This is a genomic window from Prochlorococcus sp. G4PB16, assembly GCF_059772465.1.
Window position 1 is genome coordinate 288,840 of the sequence record NZ_CM186289.1, and the last position, 23,055, is coordinate 311,894.

Here is a 23,055-nt window from a genome sequence, read left to right on the forward strand (position 1 = left end):
TTTATATCCAAAATTACCGCGTCTAATTAAAGTCTGCACCTAAAAATAATTTATAAGCTGGATTATCGGTCTCTTTCCAATTTTTGTAGCCAACTTCTTCAACAAATTCATTCCAAGCGGGAATGTCGGAATCGTTTACCAGCACACCTATTACGATTCTTCCAGTATCAGCACCATGGTTTCGATAATGGAAGATACTTATTGTCCACTCTGGTCTCATTGAGTTTACAAATCTCATTAAAGCTCCAGGCCTTTCTGGAAATTCAAATCTATAGAGTAATTCTCTGCATTCTTTTTTAAATACTTGATTTATTGTTCTTGGTAGTCGCCCGCCAACCATATGTCTGAGATGAACCTTTGATAATTCATCGTTGCTTAAATCAAGACAATCAAAACCTTTTTGCTTGATTTCATTAACTAATAATCTTCGATCATTGATATCTGACACTTCTACACCCATAAATATTTGTGCTGTTTTACCTTCTGACATTCTGTAACTAAATTCAGTTAAACTACGAGACCCTAGTGTTTCGCATAAAATCTTTAAGCTTCCAGCTTTTTCAGGAATTCCCACCGCTAACATAGCTTCTTTTTCTTCACCTAATTCTGCCCTTTCTGCTACAAATCTTAGTCGTTCAAAATTCATATTTGCTCCACAAGCTATTGCAATGAGATGGTTATCTTTTAACTGATTATTAAAAACATGTTTTTTTAATCCAGCAATAGATAGTGCCCCTGCAGGTTCAAGAATTGATCGTGTATCCTCGAAAACATCTTTTATAGCCGCACAAATTTCATCAGTATTTACAGTAACCATTTCATCAACATATTTTTTACAAATTTTGAACGTGTTTTTTCCTACTTTCCTTACCGCAACACCGTCTGCGAACAATCCAACACTTTCAAGCTCTACTGGTTTATTAGCTTTTATTGAGAGTGTCATTGCGCAGGCATCTTCCGGTTCAACACCAATAATCTTTGTATCTGGCCAAATTGCTTTTACGTATGAACTTACTCCAGCTATTAGTCCTCCTCCTCCTACTGCAATATAAATTGCGTTAGGTGGCTTATGACTCTGTCTAAGTATTTCTAGACCTATTGTTCCCTGTCCAGCTATTACTTCTGGATCATCAAATGGATGAATGAATGTTAGATTTTCTTTCTTTGAAATTTCTAATGCTTTTTCATAGCATTCATCATAAGTTTCCCCGTAAAGAATAACTTCTGCTTTGTGTGACTCAACAGCTCTTACTTTCATTATGGGAGTTGTCAGAGGCATCACTATCACTGATCTACATTTAAGGAATGAGGCACTTAAGGCAACTCCCTGGGCATGGTTGCCGGCACTTGATGCAATCACTCCTTTAGAAAGCTCTTCCTTGGTTAGCTGCGACATGCGGTTAAATGCACCTCTTAACTTGAATGAAAAGACTTGTTGAAGGTCTTCTCTCTTCAGCCAAATATTGTTTTTGAATTTTTTGCTTAAGTTTTTTGCCCTTTCTAGTGGTGTTTCTTCAGCAACGTCATAAACGCGAGCTCTTAGTATTTTCTGTAAATAGTCCTCCATATCTAGTTTCTCGCAGATTTTGAGTTTATATATTTTCTACATTCCATTTGTTCTTGTGCAAGTTTTATCAAAATGTAGGGTAGACCTCGTAGATTGGGAGAATTCAATCTCAGAGTTATATGCGTCTGAGCCAGTTAAGTCATCCAAATGAGCTTCATGGATTAGCCATTAGTGAATTGGAAGATGTTGCTTGTCAAATTAGAGAAAGACATCTTCAAGTAGTTTCTACTAGTGGTGGCCACTTAGGTCCAGGTCTTGGTGTTGTTGAGTTAACAATTGCTCTCTATCAGACTTTAGATTTAGATGTCGATAAAGTTATTTGGGATGTTGGACATCAAGCATATCCTCACAAGTTAATTACTGGAAGATATGACAGATTTGATACACTTAGACAGCAAAAAGGAGTAGCTGGTTACCTAAAAAGAACTGAAAGTAAATTTGATCATTTTGGAGCAGGGCATGCGAGCACCTCTATTTCAGCTGCTCTTGGAATGGCGATTGCAAGAGATAGAAAAGGTGAAGACTATAAATGTGTAGCCGTGATTGGTGATGGTGCATTAACCGGTGGAATGGCATTAGAGGCTATAAATCATGCTGGACACCTACCAAAAACTCCTCTTTTGGTTGTTTTGAATGATAATGACATGTCTATTTCCCCTCCTGTTGGAGCATTGTCTACTTACTTAAATCGTATGCGGCACAGTCCACCTGTCCAATTTATATCGGACAGTGTTCAAGAAAGTGTCAAAAATCTCCCATTTATGGGAGATGCTATCCAAGAAGAATTTAAATCTCTTAGTGGAAGCGTTAGACGTTTGGCAGTTCCTAGCGTTGGTGCCGTATTTGAGGAATTGGGCTTTACTTATATGGGTCCAGTTGATGGACATGATATTTCTGCATTAATTCGGACATTTAATGCTGCGCATAAAGTTGGTGGACCAGTAATGGTCCATGTCGCTACTACTAAGGGAAAAGGTTATCCGTATGCTGAGGCTGACCAGGTTGGATACCACGCTCAGTCTTCTTTTGATTTGACAACAGGCAAATCTATTCCTTCTAAAACCCCTAAACCTCCAAGTTTTAGTAAGGTTTTTGGTCAAACTTTAGTAAAACTTTGCGAGCAAGACAGCAAGATTGTTGGAATTACTGCAGCGATGGCAGAAGGTACTGCTTTAAATCTTTTACAGAAAGCTATTCCTGATCAATATGTAGATGTTGGTATAGCTGAACAACATGCTGTAACTCTCGCTGGTGGAATGGCTTGCGAAGGGATCAAACCAGTTGTAGCGATTTACAGTACTTTCTTACAACGAGCATATGATCAGTTAATTCACGATATTGGAATACAGAATTTACCTGTAACTTTTGTTTTAGATAGAGCCGGAATTGTTGGTGCAGATGGCCCGACTCATCAGGGGCAATATGACATTAGTTATTTAAGATGTGTCCCAAACTTTACTGTTATGGCTCCAAAAGATGAGTCTGAATTACAGCAAATGCTTGTTACATGTATCAATCACAATGGTCCTTCAGCGCTAAGAATACCAAGAGGGTCAGGTGAAGGAGCAGCGTTGATGGAAGAAGGGTGGGCGTCTCTAGAAATTGGTAAGGCGGAGATAATAGAAGAGGGCGAAGATTTATTAATAATTGGCTATGGTTCTATGGTTTGCCCAGCAATTAAAACAGCAGCAATACTTAAAGAATTTGGAGTAAATAGCACTGTGATTAATGCTCGCTTTGTCAGACCATTAGATGAGGAAACTATTCATAATGCTGTAAATAGAATTGGTAAAGTAGTAACAATGGAAGAAGGAACATTGTTGGGGGGCTTTGGATCAGCAGTTCTTGAATCTTTTAATGAAAATGATATTTTTGTTCCTACATTAAGAATTGGTATACCAGATCAATTAGTAGATCATGCAACTCCTCAGCAAAGCAAGGAATCTCTTGGCTTGACTCCAGAAAAGATGGCAGATCAAATTAAAAATAAATTTAAATTTAATTAATTTTTTAATAAAAAAAGGATTATTTTTTTGATAATCCTTTTCAACTGTAATTAAGTTTCGAAATTATTTTATAAAACGCCTCTTGCTGCTAGTCCCAAAATTGAACCTATTCCCAAAACATGACCTAAACAGTTCGCGGCAACAAAAGAACCATGACTTAGTCCGCCATAAAATTGTGAATTAGGCATTGGGAAACCTTCGTTTGGCTTTTCAATATTTGATCTAGCTATAGCATATGCAAGTAAATTGCAAATGATCATCACAACTGCACATTTTGGAGACCACTGAAATGTCACTGGATCAGCAGCTGCTAGTAATGTTGTCAACATCTTTTATCCCTATTGAATAATTTCATTATCGACCATAAACAATGCTTTTGCGTCAAATGTTACTCACCTCTTAAGAGTTTTTTACTTCTGTTTTAGTTTTGATTGACTGCAGCATCAAAACAAAACCGTAGACAACAAAAGCATCGCTAATCGTTAAAAACGATTCTGCTAGCCCGTGTAGTACATCTACATTTGTTAGTTCATCCCCAAAATAAATTTGCGCGATTATTGCAAAAACAATCGTCATGAATACAAATAAGAGAGTTAACTTAAATCCTAAAAATGATATTTTTGGTATCGCTTTTGTTTTGCCAGCGTAACGCAGGAATAGTAGATAAGGAATTAGTGAAAGGATAAAGAATGGACTAGGATCAATTCGTGCAATTGACTCAAGACTAAGAATTGAAATATTCATTGGTTTGGTTGTGATGACTCAGATCGAAACAAGTTCCATGCCGCAAATGCAAGAGATATATTTCCTATAGTTGTCAGAGCTGCCTGAAGCACAACTAATCCTTTTAATTCAATACTGTTATCAAATATATGCCACGTAATTGCTGCCATTGCACTTGCTAGATTTGGCAACATTGCTAAAGCAAAATAACCTAAAGACTTGTTATTTGATATTGATGAAATATAGTCAATTATTATTATTGCAATCCCCCACTCAAGTAGAGTTGCAATGTGGATAAACCATGTCCCTAATGAAAGTTCATGCATATATTTGCTTCTGTTTAATAAGCTCTTCTAAAACTTCTTGAGCATGTCCAATGGGTTTTACTCCTATCCATTTATATACAACTATACCCTCTGGATTGATCAAGAATGTATTTCTTTTTGAATAGGGATTTAACCATGAATCATATGATTTACTTATTTCTCCTGTTGTATCTGAAAGTAGGGTATATCCAAGTTTTGCGGATGTACAGAATGATTCATGTTCTTCTTGATTGTCAGCAGAGATTCCAACTACAAAGGAATTAAGTTTTTTAAACTTAGAAAGATTATCTTGAAATGCTTTGGCTTGTAACGTACAACCACTTGAGAAATCCTTAGGATAAAAATATAAAATTAACCATTTACCTGAAAAATCATCTAGAGACCATTCCTTTTGATTAGGATAGTTTTTGTTGAAACCATTTAATGAAAAATTAGGTGCTTTTTTCCCAAGACCAACAGAATTGATACTTGCAAATAGTCTTGAGGGTTTAATCAATAAAATACTGGAAAATAAAAAAAAATATTTTACAAATTTTCTTCTATTCATTTGATTACCTAATCAAATTTAAAGTTTGTTCAAATCTACCCCTAATGATTTTGCATACTTACCTAATCCCTTCTTCTGAATAGTTTTTAGTACTCTTGTCGTTACTCTTATATTTATCCATTTGTTTTCTTCTTCCCACCATAATCTTCGCTGCTGCAAATTTGCTTGCTGCAGTTTTTTTGTTCTAATATGGGAATGGCTGACTGACATTCCGTTATTAGCTCTTGTGCCTGTAAGTTGGCAAACCCTAGACATTTTTCAAACTTAATCTTATTTTTATTCTATCAAATGAGGTTGAGATTACACCAATTTTTGCATTAATTTCCCTAACACCTCAGCATTCCTAGTTTGAAAAGCTGCAATATCCTTATTTTCTAGACCTCCAATTGATAGTTTTGCCATCTCATAAACATGTATAGCTATGTCATTGGCTAATTGAGTCTCCTCTGATTTGCTAGATCCTTCAACGATTATAGAGTTGGAATTTAATTTTAGTAATCCTTCAATAAGTGGATGGTTTGAATTGACGATTAAATTATGATATTCAGGCAGACCAGGAAGTTTCTGTTCCATTAGTGCTGTTATATCATTAATTCTTCTCATTTGTTCTGGTAATAATATTAATGAAGGAGGAGAATTTTCACCTTTAAGGCTTTGAACTTGTACGGTGACTTTTTCATTGTTTAGAGATGAACTAATTATCTTTTTAAGTGTTTCTGACTTTGTATTTCCATCTTTATCTGCAATTTCAGGCGAATCATCTTTAATACTTTCATCAAGTTCTGAGTCAACTCTCACAAAATTTATTTCTTTATTTTTTTCTTCTAACCAAGGAATAAATTGGGTATCAATAACAGTATCAAGTTTTAAAACTTCTTTGCCTTGCGAAGTCCACATGTTGAGTGCTGTTGATTGAGAGACTTCATCTGTTGAATATAAAACCTTTTTGTTCTCATCAGTTAGCCTATTCTTATAACCTTCAAGAGTGGTAAAAGTCTTTGAACCAGATTTTATTAGTTCATTAGTTTCTTCATTATCTGCTGAAGTGGTTTTTGTTGTCGAATATAAAATTATCTCTTTTACTTGTTCGGCAAATTTCTCATCTTCCATAGCACCTATTTTTATAAAGGGTGATATGGAGTCCCAAATATCAGCATAAAATTGAGTTTCATCTTTCTTTAATGTTGTAAGCTTATCGGCTAACTTCTTTGCGATAAAGTTACCGATAGATTTAACTCTTCTGTCTGATTGTAGTGCGCTTCTGCTTACATTTAAGGGAATGTCGGGTGAATCTATTACTCCCCTCAAAGGTAATAAGTATCTAGGAACAATTTCTTTAATTGAGTCGCTAACAAATACCTGATTACAGAATAATTTGATTTCACCACTTTCCCAATCTGCTCTTCCACTTATTTTTGGAAAATATAATATCCCTTGCAAACTGTATGGATAGTCAGTGTTTAGGTGAACCCATAAAAGAGGATCGCCTTGAAAAGGATAGAGATATTTGTAAAGTTCAATATAATCTTCATCTTTAAGATTTTGTTTGTTTTCTCTCCATGGTGGATTCATTTTATTGATAACTTCTTCTTCAAGCAAGATTTCAATAGGCATGAAATCACAATATTTTTTAATTAATGTTTTAATCCTGCTTGGTTCAATGTATTCATTTTCTTCTTCCATTAAATGTAAAATTATATCTGTACCTATTTCTTCTTTATCTGATTCATCAAGTGAATATTCAGGCGAACCATTGCATTTCCATTGAATAGCTTGTGAATCATTCTTTGCTGACTTAGTTATTATTTCAACTTCTTCTGCAACCATAAAACTAGAATAAAAACCGAGTCCAAAATGACCTATGAATCTATCATCTGTTTGTTTATATTTCTCAAGAAATTCTTCTGCACTTGAGAAAGCTACTTGATTAATATATTTCTTAATTTCATCACTAGTCATTCCTATACCATTGTCACTAATTGTCAATGTCTTATGTTCTCTATCAATTGAGATTTTTATTTTTTCATCTTCAGCTGCGACACAATCTCCTGCAAAGGCAGCCATTTTCCTTTTCTTGATTGCATCTACCGAGTTACTTATAAGCTCTCTAATGAATATTTCATGATCTGAGTAGACTGCTTTTTTGATTATTGGAAATATATTTTCTGTGTGAATTAGAATAGTTCCTTCTTCTTTAACAGACATGACTTAACTAAATTTCAATCATCATAGCGATACAAATTTCTATTTAGGTTTTAAAAGCAAAAGTGTTATTTTTTAAAGCTCAATAGTTATCGATCCCTGACAATCATTAAAAAGATATGGGTGATTGATATCAATCTATCCATTCTATTTTAGTACATCTATTAGATTTTAGAAGTTGATGAGTTGCATCATTTGTCTTTAGGGGTTCATGTGAAATTAAGGAGACAATCCCTTGAACATGAAATTCTTTTTGGCGTTTTAATGCTTTATACAAACTTGCACTTTGCTTATATGCTATTAATACTTTTTCATTATTACCTATCATTTCCTCGCTTGATGAGATTAATTCCCTTACTTTATCAATGCTAATACTAAATCCGATTCCGAAGCAATTCTGATCGCTTGAACTAAATTTCTTTACTAAATCATCATATCTCCCGCCTTTCGCAAGGATAACTGGAGCACTTGAATATGATGAAACAAGAGAAAATGTTAATCCACTATATAATTTATATTTGGTCCCTAATGTTGGGTCTAGTTGTACTTCTATCCCCTTCTCTTTAGCCAAGGGCTCAATAATTGTAAATAATTCCTTTAGGTTATCAATGTAAGAATTCGAGCCATAAATTGTTGTTAAATTATTTAATACCTGTTCTGGTGTGCCTCTCATTTTCATTATATTTTTTATAAACTTTCTTTGTTCATCTTTTACATCAAGAATACTCAATTCTATGTAATCAAGATTGCAGAGAATATTTTTTATTTGGTTTATTCTGGTTGAATCAAATGAGCCTAAAATAAGTTCCAATAGATATGTATTTCCAATAAGTAAAGTCAATTTATATTTCTGATCAATTTCAATTACTTCTAATGATTCGATCAGCAGAGATAGAAGTTCTATCTCTGCATTAATTGCTTTAGTTCCTATTAATTCAACTCCGCTTTGAAATGACTCTTCAATATCAATACCGCCATCGATGCTTTGATTACATTTAAATGAAGTTCCTGTTGACCAAAAACGAAGTGGCCTTTCGTATTCATTGAATCGAGTTGAAGCAGCACGTACAATTGACGCAGTTATTTCTGGCCTTAACCCAAGAGGTTCATCAGAAACGATTTTTAGTATTTCATTATTGGAAATACCACCAGCTGCCATAAGTGTTTCTATACGCTCAATATGTGGCGGTGATATTCGCTCGTATCCCCATAGTTGATATAAAGATGAAAGTTTCGAGGCAATAAGATGGTTCTTTTTTACTTGCTGAGGATTTAAGTCACGCGCACCCGAGGCAGGTTGCAAGGTCATTATTTGAATCTTTTTATTGCTTAAGGATCACATAAATTCGGATTATTTTCCACCATAAGAGTTAGGTGTTAATGGTCTAATTTGTTTAAGTTCGTTTATAAGCTCATTTTTTATCTCTGGACTACAAGCAAGAATTCTGCCGCTGTTCAGATCAAAATCACCGGAAGGATAATTAGTTACTATCCCACCTGCCATTTCCACTATTGGAACTCCTGCTGCCATATCCCATTTAGCAAGACCGCGTTCCCAGAAACCATCCACTTTGCCTGATGCTACAAATGCTAGATCTACGGCGGCTGCTCCCCCTCTTCTGACACCGTGTGTACGATGAGTTAGCCAACAAAATTCTGAATAATTATTATCTGTTACTTCTCTTCTGTCATAAGCGAAACCAGTAACTAAGAGTGAATTAGACAAGGAAGATGTGTGAGTGACATTTATTTTTTCGCCATTACAAAATGATCCATGTTCTGGAGAAGCATAATAAATTTCATTCAATGAAGGTACTGATATTGATCCCAATATTGGATTGCTATTCCAAATTAATCCTACTGAAGTTGCGAAAAATGGATATCCATGGGCATAATTTGTTGTTCCATCAAGAGGATCTATGCACCATTTTAATTCTCCGTCTTTTAATTTATATCCACTTTCTTCAGCAAGAATAGAAATATTAGGTGTCTCTTTTTCTAGATAATCTATTATTATCTTTTCACATTCTATATCTGCATTAGTAACAAGATCTCCAGCAGTTCCCTTACATTTTATGGTTTTAATCTTTCCATAATTATTCATTAGTGAAGCACCACCTTTTTCTGCGGCTTGCTTAGAAATCTCTAATAATTTACTAATTTCATCTTTAGTTAAATCTGCATCTATAGCTGCGTTTTTACAGGAAGGTATAATCATAGCTATTTTTTTATTTATAATAATCGTCTAATATTAGAAGATTCTATTTGTCTGTAAATCAATTTATTCTCGTTAATAAAATAATGATTTATAGGGCTTTGTTTGACTTGAAAATATTTAATAGATAATTCCAACATTGAAATCTTTAATAAGACCTCTCTTGTGGTATATATTTAAATTAAGCAATCGAAAAATAATTTCATTGCTGAATTTAAGGAGAGGTGGCCGAGTGGTTGAAGGCGCAGCACTGGAAATGCTGTATAGGGGCAACCCTATCGAGGGTTCGAATCCCTCTCTCTCCGCTCCTTCATATTGGTTTTTAATCATAATGCTATGAGTGATTATCCAAATTTTCCAGAAATATAGTCTTGAGTAGATTTCTGCTTTGGTGAATTGAACATATTCTTTGTTTTACTAAACTCTACTAAGAATCCAACTTTTCCTCCAAGATCTTTACCTTTCTTTTCTGTATTAAAAAATGCTGTAAAATCACTCACTCTATTAGCTTGTTGCATATTGTGAGTAACAATTATGATTGTATAATTCTTCTTTAATTCATGTATTGTCTCTTCAATTTTTAATGTAGATAATGGATCAAGTGCTGAGCATGGCTCATCCATTAAAATCACATCAGGTTCAATTGCGATTGTTCTTGCTATACATAATCTTTGTTGTTGCCCCCCAGATAATGAATAACCACTTTCGTTTAATTTATCCTTGCATTCATCCCACACTGCTGCCTTGACAAGCGATTGCTCTACTAATTGATCCATGTCACCTCTATAACCATTTACTCTCGCTCCAAACGCAATGTTTTCGTAAATGCTTTTTGGGAAAGGATTAGGTTGTTGAAATACCATTCCAATTCTTCTTCTAACTTCAACTGGATCTATTTCTTTTGCATATATATCTGTGCCTTCAAAAATCACACTACCTGATAATTTACAGCCTTCAATTAAATCGTTCATACGATTTATTGCTCTAATAACGGTCGATTTGCCACAACCCGACGGCCCGATAAAAGAAGTAACTTGATTTTTTTTTATATCACAAAAGATATTTTTAACTGCAACTGAATTTCCATATTTAATCGAGACATTATCTAAGGAAACAGAAATAGTAGAATCATTTACAGATTTTTTATCTTTTGAATTTAATTTATCAATCATTTTATAATTTTTATATCCATAATTATACTTTATTCTTAGGAAAGGCACCAAGTGTTCCTATCCATCTTGATAGGATATTTAAACTTAAAAGAACAACAACTAAAACAAAAGATGCTGCCCAAGCTAATTGATTTTGTGCTTCATATGGTTCAAGAGCAAAATTATAGATTAGTACTGATAAAGATCCCATTTCGTAAAAAAGATCATCAAAACTTGTTATGTAATATCTGGAAAATAACGCCGTAAATATTAATGGTGCTGTTTCACCTGCTGCCCTAGCAAGTGATAAAAGTATACCCGTAGATATGGAACTAAATGCTGCTGGCAATGTGATTTTAGATATCATTGTGAATTTAGAAGCGCCAATACCGAAGGCGGCTCTTCTCAAATTATCTGGAACTAATTTTAATGCTTCATCAGTTGTTTTTATAATTGTTGGCAACATTAAAATTGATAGGGAAATACCACCTGCTATACCACTAAACATTGAGCCAAATAATATTTTTGTAGATACAACTATTGCGTATATAAACACACCAGCAATTATTGAGGGGACTCCTGCAAGAACATTTGATCCAAATCTAATAAATTTTGCAAATCTTCCAGACTTAGAATATTCAGCTAGATATATTCCTCCCCCTACTCCCACTGGTATAGATATTATTGATGCAATAACTGTCATTATGAAAGTTCCAGTTATTGCAGGTCCTATACCTCCGGCAGATAGAAGATCGTCTCCGGGAGGCTCAGGCTCAAGTATTAATGTCTCAATATTTATATAGCTTATACCTTTAATTAGAATATAGCTTATGACTAATAATAATGGGAGAACAGAAATTGCTGCAAAAAAAGCAGCAGTAATTGTTAATATATTGTTGCCTATATTTCTAGTTAAAGAAGGATTATAGTTTAATTTAGTATGTTGATATGATTTCATTTCTATTTATATTTTAAACTCAATTTTTTAACAACCCATTGAGCAAATACATTAACCATTAATGTTAATATCATAAGGATTAATGCTGCATACATTAAAGAAGAGACTTGGCTACCATCTGCTTCTCCAAATTGATTAGCTAGCATTGATGAAATAGTATATGAAGGAGCAAAGATTGACCAGCTAAAATTATTAGAATTACCTATAATCATTGTCACAGCCATTGTTTCACCCATGGCTCTTCCTAGCGCTAGTAAAACACCTCCAGTTATTCCCGAAATTGCTGCTGGAATAATCACTTTTAAAATTGTTGTCCATCTTGTGGCTCCTATTCCATAAGCAGCTTGTCTAAGATTTGATGGAACTTGATTTAATGAGTCTACTGAAATCGAAGTGATTATAGGTAATATCATTACTACCAAAATTAGTATTGCAGGCATCATTCCAGCGCCAAAGGGCTGCGTGCTAAAAAATGGGATGAATCCAAATATTTCATAAATTATGTTTAAAAATGGTCTTATAAACGGTTCCATTATAAATACTGCCCATAGTCCTAAAACTACTGATGGAATAGCGGCTAAAAGCTCAATCATTATGCCAATTACATCTCTTATGTATTTTGGAATTAGATTTTCAGTTATAAATATTGCAGTGCCAACGCCCAACGGAATAGCAATTAACAATGAAGCAATTGATGTAAAAAGGGTTCCATATATAGCAGTGAATGCTCCATACTCATCTGTAACAGGATTCCAAGCCGAGCTAAAAAGAAATCTCAGACCATATCTTGAAATCGACTCGGTTGATTCATAGTAAACAACTGTAAATATAGAAAAAAGAACCACAGCTACCATTGAAGCCATGGCAATTACGAAATTTTTAAAGCCAATATCTACCAACTTCTCAGAAGTTGGTCTCATTCTTAGTGAAAAGTTCGATGTAGTTGCTTTGTCCACTAGCAAAAGCATTTACATTATGAATCTATAGGTAATTTCAAATTTTTCACTAAGAGAGGGTTAATGATTGGCGTTAAGTGTTGAAGGGTACATAATAAGTATTGAATACCCTTAAATGCTATTTACTGTGGGGCTTAAATAAGTATTGCCATGGGGAGAATAGTTGGCATTGACTTGGGAACGACAAATTCCGTCGTAGCGGTGTTGGAGGCTGGCAGGCCCATAGTAATTTCTAGTGCCGAAGGAGCTAGAACTACACCATCAGTTGTTGGTTTTACTAAAGAATCTGAATTGTTAGTTGGTCAACTAGCTAGGAGGCAATTAGTACTAAATCCAAAAAACACTTTTTCAAATTTAAAAAGATTTGTTGGTAGAGCTTGGGATGAGCTTGAAGAAACAAGCCTTTCAGTTCCTTACAACGTTCGATCAAATGATCAAGGAAATGTTCGCATAACCTCTCCTATCACAAAAAGAGAATATGCCCCTGAAGAATTGATTGGGAATATTATTAGAAAGTTAATAGACGATGCTGAAACCTATTTAGGGGAAAATGTTGATTCAGCTGTAATAACAGTTCCTGCTTACTTTAATGATTCACAAAGGCAAGCGACTAGAGATGCTGCGATTTTGGCTGGTATATCTGTTGAAAGGATTTTAAATGAACCTACTTCAGCAGCTCTCGCTTATGGATTTGACAAGAGTTCTTCTCGAAAGGTTTTAGTTTTTGATTTGGGTGGAGGCACATTTGATGTTTCTTTAATGTCAATTTCTAATGGCGTTTTTGATGTAAAGGCAACTTGTGGTGATACTCAATTGGGTGGTAATGATTTTGACCAAAAAATTGTTGATTGGCTTGCTGAAGATTTTTTAGAAAAAAACAAAATAGACTTAAGAAGAGATAGGCAATCATTACAAAGACTTACTGAGGCTGCAGAGAAAGCTAAACAAGAACTGTCGGGTGTTCAATCTACTCCAATTTCACTTCCTTTTATTTCTACCGGTAATGATGGGCCATTACATATTGAGACAACTCTTTCAAGGAAAATGTACGAGAGTATTTGCACTGATCTTTTAGATAAATTATTTGAACCTGTTAATACTGTTATTGATGATTCTGGGTGGAATCCCGAAGACATTGATGAAGTTGTTCTAGTTGGTGGTAGTACTAGAATGCCAATGGTAAAGCAATTAGTTAAAACATTAGTTCCAAATCCTCCCTGTCAATCTGTTAACCCAGATGAAGTAGTTGCTATTGGCGCTGCAATTCAAGGTGGAATCATTTCAGGAGAGCTGAGAGACCTTTTGTTAAATGATGTCACTCCTCTTTCGTTAGGCCTTGAAACTGTTGGGGGATTGATGAAAGTCCTTATCCCTAGGAATACCTCCATCCCGGTTAGGCAATCAGACGTTTTTAGTACATCTGCCTCGAATCAATCATCAGTAGAAATTCACATATGGCAAGGCGAGAGGCAAATGGCTTCTGACAATAAATCATTGGGTAAATTCAGATTATCTGGTATTCCTCCAGCCCCAAGAGGTGTCCCTCAAGTTCAAGTAGCTTTTGATATTGATGCCAATGGTTTATTAGAAGTAAGCGCAACTGACAGAACCACGGGAAGGAAACAGTCTGTAAGTGTCACTGGTGGTTCAAATTTGAATCAAAATGAAGTAAATAAATTGATTGAGGAGTCAAAACTAAAGGCATCTGAGGATAGAAAAAAGCGAGCATCTATTGATCAAAAAAATAATGCTTTAACACTTGTTGCTCAAGCTGAAAGGCGACTAAGAGACGCTTCTCTTGAGCTGGGCCCTTATGGCGCAGAAAGACAACAAAGGGCTGTAGAAGTTGCCATGAGGGACGTTGAAGATTTTCTACAAGAAAATGATTTGCAAGAACTTGAATATGCAGTTGGTTCTCTTCAGGAAGCATTATTTGGCTTGAACCGCCGATTATCAGCAGAAAGAAAATCTGATAGTAATCCCATACAAGGGATTAAAAATACTTTTGGATCTTTAAAGGATGAATTATTTTCAGATGATTACTGGGATGATGATCCTTGGGACTATTCACAACAAGGCAAAAATAGAAATGGTGAAAATAATTATGGAAAAAGGAATATAGATCCTTGGGATAATGAATACTACCGTTGATCCGAATTATTGGTCACTGCTTGGAGTCTCACCGGAGTGTGAACCTGGTGAACTTAAATCAGCCTTTAGGAAAGAAGCTAGAAAGTGGCATCCTGATTTAAATAAAAATGATATAAATGCCGAAGAAAGATTCAAATTAATTAATGAAGCTTATGCAATTTTAAGTGATCCAAAAAAGAGAAAAGAATGGGAGAAAAAAAACAATAAAAATCAGGATATCTTTGAAAATAGATTTCCAACTTATGAAGAGTATTTAGATGTTGTGTTAGGAATTAAAATTAATTCAAATGAAGAAAATGATCATATTGATTATCAATATGATCATTTTGATGAAGACGAAGATGAAAACTTTGATAAACCTAATTTTAATGAATATATTCCTACTACAAGTGAGCCAGCACCACCACCAACCTTAATTTATGAAGACCAAGAATCAATTGTTGAAATTTCTCCAGAACAAGCTCTTTATGGATCATCAGTTGAAATTCAGTTGCAAGATGGCACACTCGTTGAACTTTTAACTCCGCCGTTTGCAGGCGATGGTTGGAGATTACGAATAGAAGGCGCAGCAATTGGTTGTCGTGATCATTTTGTTCAATTAAAAGTTCAAACTGCCGAAGGATTGAGGATTGATGGTTTAAGAGTTATGTATCGTCTTGAATTGTTTCCTCATGATGCTTTGCTAGGTTGTGCTGTTGATATTCCAACACTTAATGGTTCGGTAACATTGCAAGTTCCTCCTAATTCATCAACAGGAAGGTTGTTGAGACTTAGGGGTCGGGGATTGGTGTATGAAGAGTATCGGGGTGATCAAATTGTTGAAATAATAATTGTGCTACCAGATAGTTTAAGTGATTCTGAAATTGCACTATATCAACGTTTAAATGAATTATCTATGGAGAATTATTAGAAACATATTGTTTATTCATTTTATCTATTTATAATTAATTTGATTATTTAATTCCTATGTTAGTTCATGTCCTTTTGTATGAAGCGGGGACTGAAAGTGAGGGTATACATTCCCTTGAGCTTAAAGGGACAACAGTAATCCTTATGTTCGAAGATAAGGACGATGCTGATAGATATTGTGGCCTTCTTGAAGCTCAAGATTTCCCAACCCCATCTGTTGAGGAGTTAACGAGGATGGATATTGAAGCTTTTTGTGTTGAAGCCGGTTATGAAGCTCGTTATGTCGAAAAAGGATTTATTCCGAGTACAGATGAAGAACGGCTTATGATTTCCCCACCTCTCTCTAACTTAGAAGTAGGAAATTGGAGCAATCAAGATAATTTAAATGAACAAAACTCCTCTAATGATCAACTTGAGGACATAAAAAAACGTTTGGAAAATCTTTTATGATTAATATCAATAATGATTTGAAAAATAATAATTATCGAATACTAACTGAGCAGATTAATAATACCTCGTATGATTTGGATACTAAATCCACTAATGAAATTGTCAATATTTTCTCTGAAGCTGATAAAGAACCACAGAAGGCTGTTGAGAAAGCTATTCCTGAGATAATTGATGCTATTGATGAGATTACGCTAAAACTTAAATCAAATGGAAGATTATTTTATATTGGTTCTGGAACTTCAGGAAGATTAGGAGTACTTGATGCATCAGAATGCCCACCAACTTTTTGTACTAATCCAGATTTGGTTCAAGGAATAATTGCTGGAGGAATATCATCATTAACAAAAAGTTCTGAATCTCTAGAAGATTTATCAGAGCTTGCTATTTCTGACCTCAAAGGTAGAAATTTTAACACTAGAGACGTCTTAATAGGTATAACAGCTAGTGGTAGAACTCCATATGTTCTAGGAGCATTAAACTATTCTAAAAGTATAAAAGCACTAACTATTTCTATTTCATCAGTTCCACAAAGTGATTCACCTTTAGATAATGATATTGATATTAGGCTTATTACTGGACCAGAGATTCTTGCAGGCTCTACAAGATTAAAAGCTGGAACAGCTACAAAGATGGCTTTAAATATAATTTCTACATCTGTGATGATTAAATTAGGAAAGGTTTTTGGTAATAGAATGATTGATTTATCAATATGCAATGATAAGTTAACTGATAGAGCAATTGGTATTTTATTTGATATTGCTTCGGTAGATAAAGAATCTGCTGTTCAACTTCTAAAGAAGACAAATGGATCCGTAAAGTTATCTTTATTGATTGCTTTGTCTGGAATGGATGTTATTGAAGCTAAGCAATTACTTGATGATTCAAATGGGGATTTAAGAGCAGCACTATCTACGCTAAAATGTGAATGAATTATAGTTAATCTAAACTTTTTATTATTTATAATATATTTCCTGCACTGAATTTAAAAACAGTTATTATAAAAAAAAATAACTAGAGCTATGACAAAAGTATTGATGAAAACAGATAAAGGACAATTGACTATTGACCTTTTTGATAATGATGCACCCAAAACAGTAGAAAATTTTTTGAAGCTTGTTAAAGAGGGTTTTTATGATGGCCTTTCTTTCCATAGAGTAATCAATGGCTTTATGGCTCAAGGTGGATGTCCGAATACAAGAGAAGGGTCAAGAGGCACTCCTGGGACTGGAGGCCCTGGTTATTCTATTGATTGTGAAATTAATTCAAATAAACATGTGGCGGGTTCTCTTTCTATGGCGCACGCAGGAAAGAATACTGGCGGCAGCCAATTCTTTTTAGTTCACGCTCCGCAGCCACATTTGGATGGAGTACATACTGTCTTTGGTAAAACTGATGATATGAAAATCCTCCTATCTATTACTAATGGTACTAGAATCAATGGTATAAGTCTTATAAAATAGAATTTATACTTTTACTAACTCCATTCAATAGTTGTGGTTTTGTCTTTTAAATCCCAATCAAATAAAGGCGAATTTTCAAAATTTGAAAGTTCGCTAATTTCTTTCTCTTCTATTAATATATTTTGAGATGGATGTAAAAGTTTTTCATAATTATCTGTCTTAATTATTCCAATTCTTTTTGTGTGTTTCCAATTACTTAGTTCTTTAAGAAGTGACTCAAGTAACCTTTTATCTATTAAGTTTCCTTCTAAATGAGCCTTAATATCTCTATGCCTAACATTCCATATAAATAATGGGTTTTCACATAGAGCAATTAATCTTGGAGCGTTTTGAATAGAAATATTTAAAAAATGATTCTCTGACCATTTATTAGCTTTATCTTCAAAATGTTTTAATTCGCTATCGTTAACTTTTCCATCCCAATATACAACAATATTTTGTCTTTCATTGGATAGATTTTTCTGCATATTATTACCAATTAAGTGTCCAAGTTTTTCTCTTTTTACCTCAAGATAGGCTGCATTATGATCTCCAGGACAAATCACTAATGGAACTCTAGATTCAACCTGAAGTCCATATCCACCAAGACCTGCTATTTTTCTTGGATTATTGGTTAATAACTTAAGTCTGTTTATTCCTAAATCTGTCAAAATTTGTGCGCCTACTCCATAATTTCTTAGGTCTGCAGGAAAACCCAACTTCTCATTAGCTTCAACCGTATCTAATCCTCCATCCTGGAGGTTATAAGCTTTTAATTTGTTAACTAACCCTATACCTCTTCCTTCCTGCCTTAGATATACAACAACACCTTCCCCTTCTTCAGAAATTCTTGATAAGGCCGCTTCTAATTGAGGTCTGCAGTCGCACCTTAATGATCCGAATGCATCACCAGTTAGACATTCTGAGTGCATTCTTACTAATACGGGCTCTTTTAAATTTGCTGGATCTCCTTTTATTATCGCTACATGTTCAGATCCATCCAATTCGTTCTTATAGCCAATTGCCTTGAAATCTCCAAATAAGCTAGGCAACTTTGCAATTGCTTGTCTGTACACAAAACGCTCATTTTCAAGTCTGTAATGAATTAAATCTGCAATACTTATCAACTTTAAATTTCTTTCCTTGGCGTATGTTTTTAATTCCGGCAGTCTTGCCATTGAGCCATCTTGATTTTGGATTTCACAGATAACACCTGCAGGAGATAGGCCAGCTAGCAAAGATAAATCTACGGCTGCTTCTGTATGACCAGCTCTTTTTAATACCCCACCTATTTTTGCTCTTAAGGGAAAAATATGACCAGGTCTTCTCAAATCTATTGGTTTTGTTTGACTATTAAGAGCAACTTGAATTGTTTTAGCTCTATCTTCAGCCGATATGCCAGTTGAGACACCAAATTCAGGACCTGCATCGATACTTACCGTGAAGGCTGTTTGGTTTGAATCGGTATTTCTGTCGACCATTAAGGGAAGATCTAGCTTGTCTAATCGTTCCCCTTGCATTGCTAGACATATCAAGCCTCTAGCTTCAGTTGCCATGAAATTAATTTGCTGAGGAGTCGCAAATTGAGCAGCACAGATTAAATCTCCTTCGTTTTCTCTCTTTTCATCATCAACTACAACAACACATTCGCCGTTCCGTATAGCAGCAAGAGCATCCGCTATATCATCAAATTCAATTTCATAACAATCTTCTGATTTCAACTTATTCCTCGTGTATGTGGTGAAATGGTTCTTTGCTAATTAGTCTCAAATGAATATCTCATCATTCTACGAAATAAACTAGATGTTATGGCCATTAGTACATTGAAAGCTGGGAGGATCGCAATTATTGGAGCATCTGGGTATGGAGGACTTCAACTCGTTAAGTTGATTAATGAGCATCCATGCTTTGAGATTTCAACTTTAAATGGAGAGCGATCAGTAGGTAAAAGCTGGAATGAAATAAACCCTTTTATGAAACTTTTGAGCGATATTAAGATATCAAAAAACAATATTGATGAAATCTCTCAGAATTCTGATTATGCAATTTTGAGTCTGCCTAACGGCTTATCATCACAACTAACTCCCTTATTATTAAAAAAAGGTATTAAAGTAATCGACTTATCAGCTGATTATAGATTTAAATCATTAGACAAATGGAAGGAAGTGTATTCCAAAGAAGCTGCAAAATATCAAAGATATGACTATGAATTATGTGAGGAGGCTGTTTATGGCTTTTCAGAGGAATTTAGTAATGAGATCTCAAAATCAAGATTGATTGCTTGTCCAGGTTGTTACCCAACATCCTCTCTTAGTGTACTAATTCCATTCTTAAAACAAGGATTAATAGAAAGTGAAGGAATTATTATTGATGCAAAATCTGGTACATCTGGGGGAGGGAGAAATCCAAGTGAACAACTTTTATTGTCTGAATGTGCCGAGTCAATTAAGCCCTATGGAGTCATTGGGCATAGGCATACGGCAGAAATTGAGAAGATCGCTAGTCACTTTGCTGGTCATGAAGTGAATTTACAATTTACGCCTCATTTGGTGCCAATGGTTAGAGGAATTTTATCTACAGTTTATGCTCGTTTAAGAGATCCTGGATTAACAGCAGAAGACTGCAAAATTGTAATTGAAGCTTTTTATAAAAACCAACCATTTATTGATATCTTGCCTGTAGGAACTTATCCAGCTACTAAATGGGTTAAAAATACTAATAAAGTTATGATTTCAGTTGAAGTAGATAAACGTAATGGAAGAATAGTACTAATGAGTGTTATTGATAATCTTCTAAAAGGCCAAGCAGGTCAAGCTATACAAAATTTAAATATTATGCACGGACTTGAATCAGACATTGGTCTACCAAAGATTACTTATTATCCTTGAAGCCAGTTCTTATATTCTTTGCTACTTTTGCTATCGCTAAAGGTAATATTATATGTTCCATATGTTGAATTCTTTTTTTTAAACTCTCTTTACTATCTTGTTCTCTAACAGGCACTGCAGCTTGAATAATTATTGAGCCAGAATCAACCTCTTTTTGGACATAGTGAACTGTACATCCAGTAATAGTTACCCTATTGTCTATTGCCTGTTGTATCGCATCAACGCCTTTAAAAGATGGTAAAAGTGATGGATGTATATTAATTAGTCTGTTTTTAAACCTATTAATTATTTCTTCACCAACAATTCTCATCCATCCTGCCATAACAACTAGTTCTACGGATAATTCCTCTAGTTTCATCATTACTAACATGTCGTGTTCTAATCTAGAATTGCAGTCTTTATGATTAATAATTACATAAGGTATTTTGTATTTGATTGCCTTTTTTATGGCTAAGCTATTAGTATTATTGACAATTAATATAGAGATTTCCGCGTTAAGTTGTTTGTTTAGAATGGATTTAATAATGTACTCAAAATTCGAGCCATTACCTGAGGCAAGGATGCCTAATCGTATTTTTGGCTCAAATATAGGGCTTTCTGAATCTAAAGGACTAATTAGGCACTCTTCATCTAAATCACAAGATAAATTGTTGTCCGTATATTCTTTATTATCTTGTTTCATAAAATAATGATTATTTACTACTAAATATATGACCATTAGAAGAAATTACAATATCTAAATATAAAGACATATTTAATAGTAATGAATGTTAAATCATCATTTAGATATCGCTAACTTTGGACAAAAATAATTATCAAGGTTATTTACAATTTTATTTGTCAATTACTAAACATTTGCCATTTGAAAACTATTCTTGACTAATATAAATTAAATCAATTTGTTTTACGGCTCTCATTTGAGAATACCAGCTAACAGAACTCATTAAGGAGTAATCTTTTATCAATAATGGCAATAACTGACACCTTCCAGATGAATAACAACGATAAATGGATAAGGTATTGCGACCTTCTATTTAGCGACGATTCATTAGGTTTTTGGCTAGATATAAGCAGAATGGATGTCGAGATCAGCGATTTTGAAAAATTTAAGGACATTTATTCTGAGGCTTTTGATTCGGTAGAAAGTATAGAGAATGGATTGATTGCGAATGTTGATGAAGGTAGGCAAGTTGGTCATTACTGGCTTCGTAATCCTCAGATAGCTCCAAGTCAGGAAATCTCAGTATCTATTGCCAATGAAATTCAAGATATATCAAAATTTGGAGAATCTATATTAAATGGTGAAATAACAAACCGCGACGGAGAAAAATATACTGATGTTTTTTGGATAGGTATAGGTGGTAGTGGTTTAGGCCCCTTACTAATTAAAGAGTCATTTAAGCGAGATTCAATCGGCTTGAATCTACATTTTCTTGACAACGTTGACCCTGAAGGGATTTCCCATAAATTAAATTCCATTCTTCCTAATATTGAAACCACGTTGTTTGTAGTTGTTAGTAAATCAGGAGGCACTCCGGAACCTTTGATTGGTATGGAGCAAGCTATGAAGTTTGTCAGTGATAACAATCAGAATTGGTCATCTCGAGCTGTAGCTATTACATCTAAAGGTAGTAAGTTAGATCTTTTAGCAGTTAATGAAAATTGGTTAGATATTTTTGATTTACCTGATTGGGTTGGTGGAAGAACAAGTATTACTGGTGCTGTTGGATTATTACCTGCTGTCTTGATTGGCGCTGATATTAACAAGTTTTTAGATGGGGCATCTCAAATGGATGCACTAACAAGAGTAAAAGATATAAAAAATAATCCAGCAGCTATTTTATCCTTAGCTTGGTTCAAAGCAGGAAATGGAAAAGGGTTAAGAGATATGGTTGTACTTCCCTATAGAGACAGATTAGAAGTTTTCAGTAGATATCTTCAACAACTTGTTATGGAATCTTTAGGCAAGAAGTTTGATAGAGATAAAAATCAAGTTAATCAAGGTATCGCAGTTTATGGAAATAAAGGCTCTACTGACCAACACGCCTATGTGCAGCAATTAAGAGATGGTGTTGATAATTTCTTTGTTAATTTTATTGAGATTCTTCACGATCCAGCAGAGATAGTTGAAGTGAATAATAAAAAACCTGGTGACTATTTGTCTGGGTTTCTTCAAGGTACTCGAGCAGCGTTGACTGAAGGAGGAAGACAAAATTTGACAATTACATTTAAATCTTTTGATGAATCTAGTCTTGGAGCTTTAATCGCATTATTTGAGCGAGCAGTTAGCTTGTATGCAGAATTGATTAATGTTAATGCTTACAATCAACCTGGTGTTGAAGCTGGAAAAAAAGCCGCTACAAACATAATCAATCTTCAAAAAGAAATTGAAGAACTTTTGGATGATGGAAAAGATAGAACTTTAAGTCAAATCAATGATGAATTGTCTAATGATTCTACTGAGTCGATATATTTAATTATGAGAAAACTTTCAGAAAATTCAGATCATTATTCAATGATTGGTAATCAATCAAATCCAGATCAACTAATTATTTCGAAAAAATGAT

Annotated in this window: 22 protein-coding genes and 1 tRNA gene; 9 read left to right on the forward strand and 14 right to left on the reverse strand. The window is 34.4% G+C overall.

The window, feature by feature from the left end; all coding sequences use genetic code 11:
• Positions 1-22 precede the first annotated feature (22 nt).
• A complete protein-coding gene (gene ilvA, locus AC6EIZ_RS01560) occupies positions 23-1,567 on the reverse strand; it encodes a threonine ammonia-lyase, biosynthetic (RefSeq protein WP_498511798.1) in 1,545 nt (514 codons plus the stop codon).
• A gap of 119 nt (positions 1,568-1,686) precedes the next feature.
• Here ilvA and dxs point away from each other — a divergent pair, with 119 nt between their 5' ends.
• On the forward strand, positions 1,687-3,573 hold the full coding sequence (dxs, locus tag AC6EIZ_RS01565) for a 1-deoxy-D-xylulose-5-phosphate synthase (protein ID WP_498511800.1): 1,887 nt from the start codon (positions 1,687-1,689) through the stop codon (positions 3,571-3,573).
• A 68-nt stretch (positions 3,574-3,641) separates the two neighbouring features.
• Here dxs and psaK read toward each other — a convergent pair whose 3' ends face one another.
• The 8 genes from psaK to AC6EIZ_RS01605 all read right to left on the reverse strand — a co-directional run bounded on the left by psaK (position 3,642) and on the right by AC6EIZ_RS01605 (position 9,589).
• Complete coding sequence (gene psaK / locus AC6EIZ_RS01570) at positions 3,642-3,902, reverse strand: photosystem I reaction center subunit PsaK (protein WP_498491981.1); 261 nt, start codon at positions 3,900-3,902, stop codon at positions 3,642-3,644.
• Between the two features lie 70 nt (positions 3,903-3,972).
• Entirely contained in the window at positions 3,973-4,317 is a 345-nt protein-coding gene (locus AC6EIZ_RS01575) for a DUF3593 domain-containing protein (protein ID WP_498511802.1), read from the reverse strand.
• On the reverse strand, positions 4,314-4,622 hold the full coding sequence (locus AC6EIZ_RS01580; protein WP_498511804.1) for a DUF2499 domain-containing protein: 309 nt from the start codon (positions 4,620-4,622) through the stop codon (positions 4,314-4,316). The genes AC6EIZ_RS01575 and AC6EIZ_RS01580 overlap by 4 nt, the downstream gene beginning before the upstream one ends.
• Entirely contained in the window at positions 4,615-5,169 is a 555-nt protein-coding gene (locus tag AC6EIZ_RS01585; protein WP_498511805.1) for a peroxiredoxin, read from the reverse strand. The genes AC6EIZ_RS01580 and AC6EIZ_RS01585 overlap by 8 nt, the downstream gene beginning before the upstream one ends.
• 18 nt (positions 5,170-5,187) lie before the next feature.
• Complete coding sequence (rpmB, locus tag AC6EIZ_RS01590) at positions 5,188-5,424, reverse strand: 50S ribosomal protein L28 (RefSeq protein WP_498511807.1); 237 nt, start codon at positions 5,422-5,424, stop codon at positions 5,188-5,190.
• A 45-nt stretch (positions 5,425-5,469) separates the two neighbouring features.
• Complete coding sequence (gene htpG / locus AC6EIZ_RS01595; RefSeq protein ID WP_498511809.1) at positions 5,470-7,374, reverse strand: molecular chaperone HtpG; 1,905 nt, start codon at positions 7,372-7,374, stop codon at positions 5,470-5,472.
• Between the two features lie 130 nt (positions 7,375-7,504).
• On the reverse strand, positions 7,505-8,680 hold the full coding sequence (locus tag AC6EIZ_RS01600; RefSeq protein WP_498511811.1) for an ATP phosphoribosyltransferase regulatory subunit: 1,176 nt from the start codon (positions 8,678-8,680) through the stop codon (positions 7,505-7,507).
• Between the two features lie 42 nt (positions 8,681-8,722).
• Complete coding sequence (locus tag AC6EIZ_RS01605; protein ID WP_498511813.1) at positions 8,723-9,589, reverse strand: inositol monophosphatase family protein; 867 nt, start codon at positions 9,587-9,589, stop codon at positions 8,723-8,725.
• A gap of 215 nt (positions 9,590-9,804) precedes the next feature.
• Between AC6EIZ_RS01605 and AC6EIZ_RS01610 the strand changes: the two genes are divergently transcribed.
• Positions 9,805-9,891: transfer RNA gene (locus AC6EIZ_RS01610), tRNA-Ser, on the forward strand.
• A gap of 39 nt (positions 9,892-9,930) precedes the next feature.
• Here the strand turns inward: AC6EIZ_RS01610 and pstB are convergent.
• From pstB to pstC, 3 genes are read right to left on the reverse strand one after another with little or no spacing between them, the layout of a single operon-like run.
• Positions 9,931-10,758 carry a phosphate ABC transporter ATP-binding protein PstB gene (gene pstB, locus AC6EIZ_RS01615; RefSeq protein WP_498511815.1) on the reverse strand — a complete coding sequence of 276 codons (828 nt, stop codon included), beginning with the start codon at positions 10,756-10,758 and terminating at the stop codon, positions 9,931-9,933.
• 22 nt (positions 10,759-10,780) lie between these two features.
• Positions 10,781-11,695 (reverse strand): phosphate ABC transporter permease PstA, encoded by a 915-nt coding sequence (gene pstA, locus AC6EIZ_RS01620; RefSeq protein WP_498511816.1) that lies wholly within the window; start codon positions 11,693-11,695, stop codon positions 10,781-10,783.
• A 2-nt stretch (positions 11,696-11,697) separates the two neighbouring features.
• The gene (gene pstC / locus AC6EIZ_RS01625) at positions 11,698-12,615 is read right to left on the reverse strand and encodes a phosphate ABC transporter permease subunit PstC (RefSeq protein ID WP_498513155.1); all 918 of its coding nucleotides are present in this window, start codon (positions 12,613-12,615) and stop codon (positions 11,698-11,700) included.
• A 186-nt stretch (positions 12,616-12,801) separates the two neighbouring features.
• Here pstC and dnaK point away from each other — a divergent pair, with 186 nt between their 5' ends.
• From dnaK to AC6EIZ_RS01650, 5 genes are all read left to right on the forward strand, one after another.
• Positions 12,802-14,802, forward strand: coding sequence for a molecular chaperone DnaK (gene dnaK, locus AC6EIZ_RS01630; RefSeq protein ID WP_498511818.1), 2,001 nt, complete (start codon positions 12,802-12,804; stop codon positions 14,800-14,802).
• Positions 14,786-15,712, forward strand: coding sequence for a DnaJ domain-containing protein (locus AC6EIZ_RS01635; protein ID WP_498511820.1), 927 nt, complete (start codon positions 14,786-14,788; stop codon positions 15,710-15,712). The genes dnaK and AC6EIZ_RS01635 overlap by 17 nt, the downstream gene beginning before the upstream one ends.
• Before the next feature lie 56 nt (positions 15,713-15,768).
• Entirely contained in the window at positions 15,769-16,161 is a 393-nt protein-coding gene (locus AC6EIZ_RS01640; protein WP_498511822.1) for a DUF3110 domain-containing protein, read from the forward strand.
• Positions 16,158-17,090, forward strand: a complete 933-nt coding sequence (gene murQ, locus AC6EIZ_RS01645; RefSeq protein WP_498511823.1) for an N-acetylmuramic acid 6-phosphate etherase — start codon at positions 16,158-16,160, stop codon at positions 17,088-17,090. The genes AC6EIZ_RS01640 and murQ overlap by 4 nt, the downstream gene beginning before the upstream one ends.
• A gap of 90 nt (positions 17,091-17,180) precedes the next feature.
• The gene (locus AC6EIZ_RS01650) at positions 17,181-17,621 is read left to right on the forward strand and encodes a peptidylprolyl isomerase (protein ID WP_498511825.1); all 441 of its coding nucleotides are present in this window, start codon (positions 17,181-17,183) and stop codon (positions 17,619-17,621) included.
• 14 nt (positions 17,622-17,635) lie between these two features.
• Here AC6EIZ_RS01650 and ribBA read toward each other — a convergent pair whose 3' ends face one another.
• The gene (gene ribBA, locus AC6EIZ_RS01655; protein ID WP_498511827.1) at positions 17,636-19,321 is read right to left on the reverse strand and encodes a bifunctional 3,4-dihydroxy-2-butanone-4-phosphate synthase/GTP cyclohydrolase II; all 1,686 of its coding nucleotides are present in this window, start codon (positions 19,319-19,321) and stop codon (positions 17,636-17,638) included.
• Positions 19,322-19,408: 87 nt separating this feature from the next.
• On the opposite strand from ribBA, the gene argC reads away from it, so the two are divergent.
• Positions 19,409-20,488: an N-acetyl-gamma-glutamyl-phosphate reductase gene (argC, locus tag AC6EIZ_RS01660; protein WP_498511829.1), complete on the forward strand. Its 1,080-nt coding sequence runs from the start codon at positions 19,409-19,411 to the stop codon at positions 20,486-20,488.
• Here argC and purN read toward each other — a convergent pair.
• The gene (gene purN, locus AC6EIZ_RS01665) at positions 20,472-21,170 is read right to left on the reverse strand and encodes a phosphoribosylglycinamide formyltransferase (RefSeq protein ID WP_498511831.1); all 699 of its coding nucleotides are present in this window, start codon (positions 21,168-21,170) and stop codon (positions 20,472-20,474) included. The genes argC and purN overlap by 17 nt on opposite strands.
• A gap of 285 nt (positions 21,171-21,455) precedes the next feature.
• On the opposite strand from purN, the gene AC6EIZ_RS01670 reads away from it, so the two are divergent.
• Positions 21,456-23,054, forward strand: a complete 1,599-nt coding sequence (locus tag AC6EIZ_RS01670) for a glucose-6-phosphate isomerase (RefSeq protein WP_498511833.1) — start codon at positions 21,456-21,458, stop codon at positions 23,052-23,054.
• The last annotated feature ends 1 nt before the right edge of the window (position 23,055 follow it).

Coding starts and splice junctions, on each gene's coding strand:
- ilvA (WP_498511798.1), bottom strand. CDS start 1,567: ATGGAGGACTATTTACAGAAAATACTAAGAGCTCGCGTTTATGACGTT.
- dxs (WP_498511800.1), top strand. CDS start 1,687: ATGCGTCTGAGCCAGTTAAGTCATCCAAATGAGCTTCATGGATTAGCC.
- psaK (WP_498491981.1), bottom strand. CDS start 3,902: ATGTTGACAACATTACTAGCAGCTGCTGATCCAGTGACATTTCAGTGG.
- AC6EIZ_RS01575 (WP_498511802.1), bottom strand. CDS start 4,317: ATGAATATTTCAATTCTTAGTCTTGAGTCAATTGCACGAATTGATCCT.
- AC6EIZ_RS01580 (WP_498511804.1), bottom strand. CDS start 4,622: ATGCATGAACTTTCATTAGGGACATGGTTTATCCACATTGCAACTCTA.
- AC6EIZ_RS01585 (WP_498511805.1), bottom strand. CDS start 5,169: ATGAATAGAAGAAAATTTGTAAAATATTTTTTTTTATTTTCCAGTATT.
- rpmB (WP_498511807.1), bottom strand. CDS start 5,424: ATGTCTAGGGTTTGCCAACTTACAGGCACAAGAGCTAATAACGGAATG.
- htpG (WP_498511809.1), bottom strand. CDS start 7,374: ATGTCTGTTAAAGAAGAAGGAACTATTCTAATTCACACAGAAAATATA.
- AC6EIZ_RS01600 (WP_498511811.1), bottom strand. CDS start 8,680: ATGACCTTGCAACCTGCCTCGGGTGCGCGTGACTTAAATCCTCAGCAA.
- AC6EIZ_RS01605 (WP_498511813.1), bottom strand. CDS start 9,589: ATGATTATACCTTCCTGTAAAAACGCAGCTATAGATGCAGATTTAACT.
- pstB (WP_498511815.1), bottom strand. CDS start 10,758: ATGATTGATAAATTAAATTCAAAAGATAAAAAATCTGTAAATGATTCT.
- pstA (WP_498511816.1), bottom strand. CDS start 11,695: ATGAAATCATATCAACATACTAAATTAAACTATAATCCTTCTTTAACT.
- pstC (WP_498513155.1), bottom strand. CDS start 12,615: ATGAGACCAACTTCTGAGAAGTTGGTAGATATTGGCTTTAAAAATTTC.
- dnaK (WP_498511818.1), top strand. CDS start 12,802: ATGGGGAGAATAGTTGGCATTGACTTGGGAACGACAAATTCCGTCGTA.
- AC6EIZ_RS01635 (WP_498511820.1), top strand. CDS start 14,786: ATGAATACTACCGTTGATCCGAATTATTGGTCACTGCTTGGAGTCTCA.
- AC6EIZ_RS01640 (WP_498511822.1), top strand. CDS start 15,769: ATGTTAGTTCATGTCCTTTTGTATGAAGCGGGGACTGAAAGTGAGGGT.
- murQ (WP_498511823.1), top strand. CDS start 16,158: ATGATTAATATCAATAATGATTTGAAAAATAATAATTATCGAATACTA.
- AC6EIZ_RS01650 (WP_498511825.1), top strand. CDS start 17,181: ATGACAAAAGTATTGATGAAAACAGATAAAGGACAATTGACTATTGAC.
- argC (WP_498511829.1), top strand. CDS start 19,409: ATGGCCATTAGTACATTGAAAGCTGGGAGGATCGCAATTATTGGAGCA.
- purN (WP_498511831.1), bottom strand. CDS start 21,170: ATGAAACAAGATAATAAAGAATATACGGACAACAATTTATCTTGTGAT.
- AC6EIZ_RS01670 (WP_498511833.1), top strand. CDS start 21,456: ATGGCAATAACTGACACCTTCCAGATGAATAACAACGATAAATGGATA.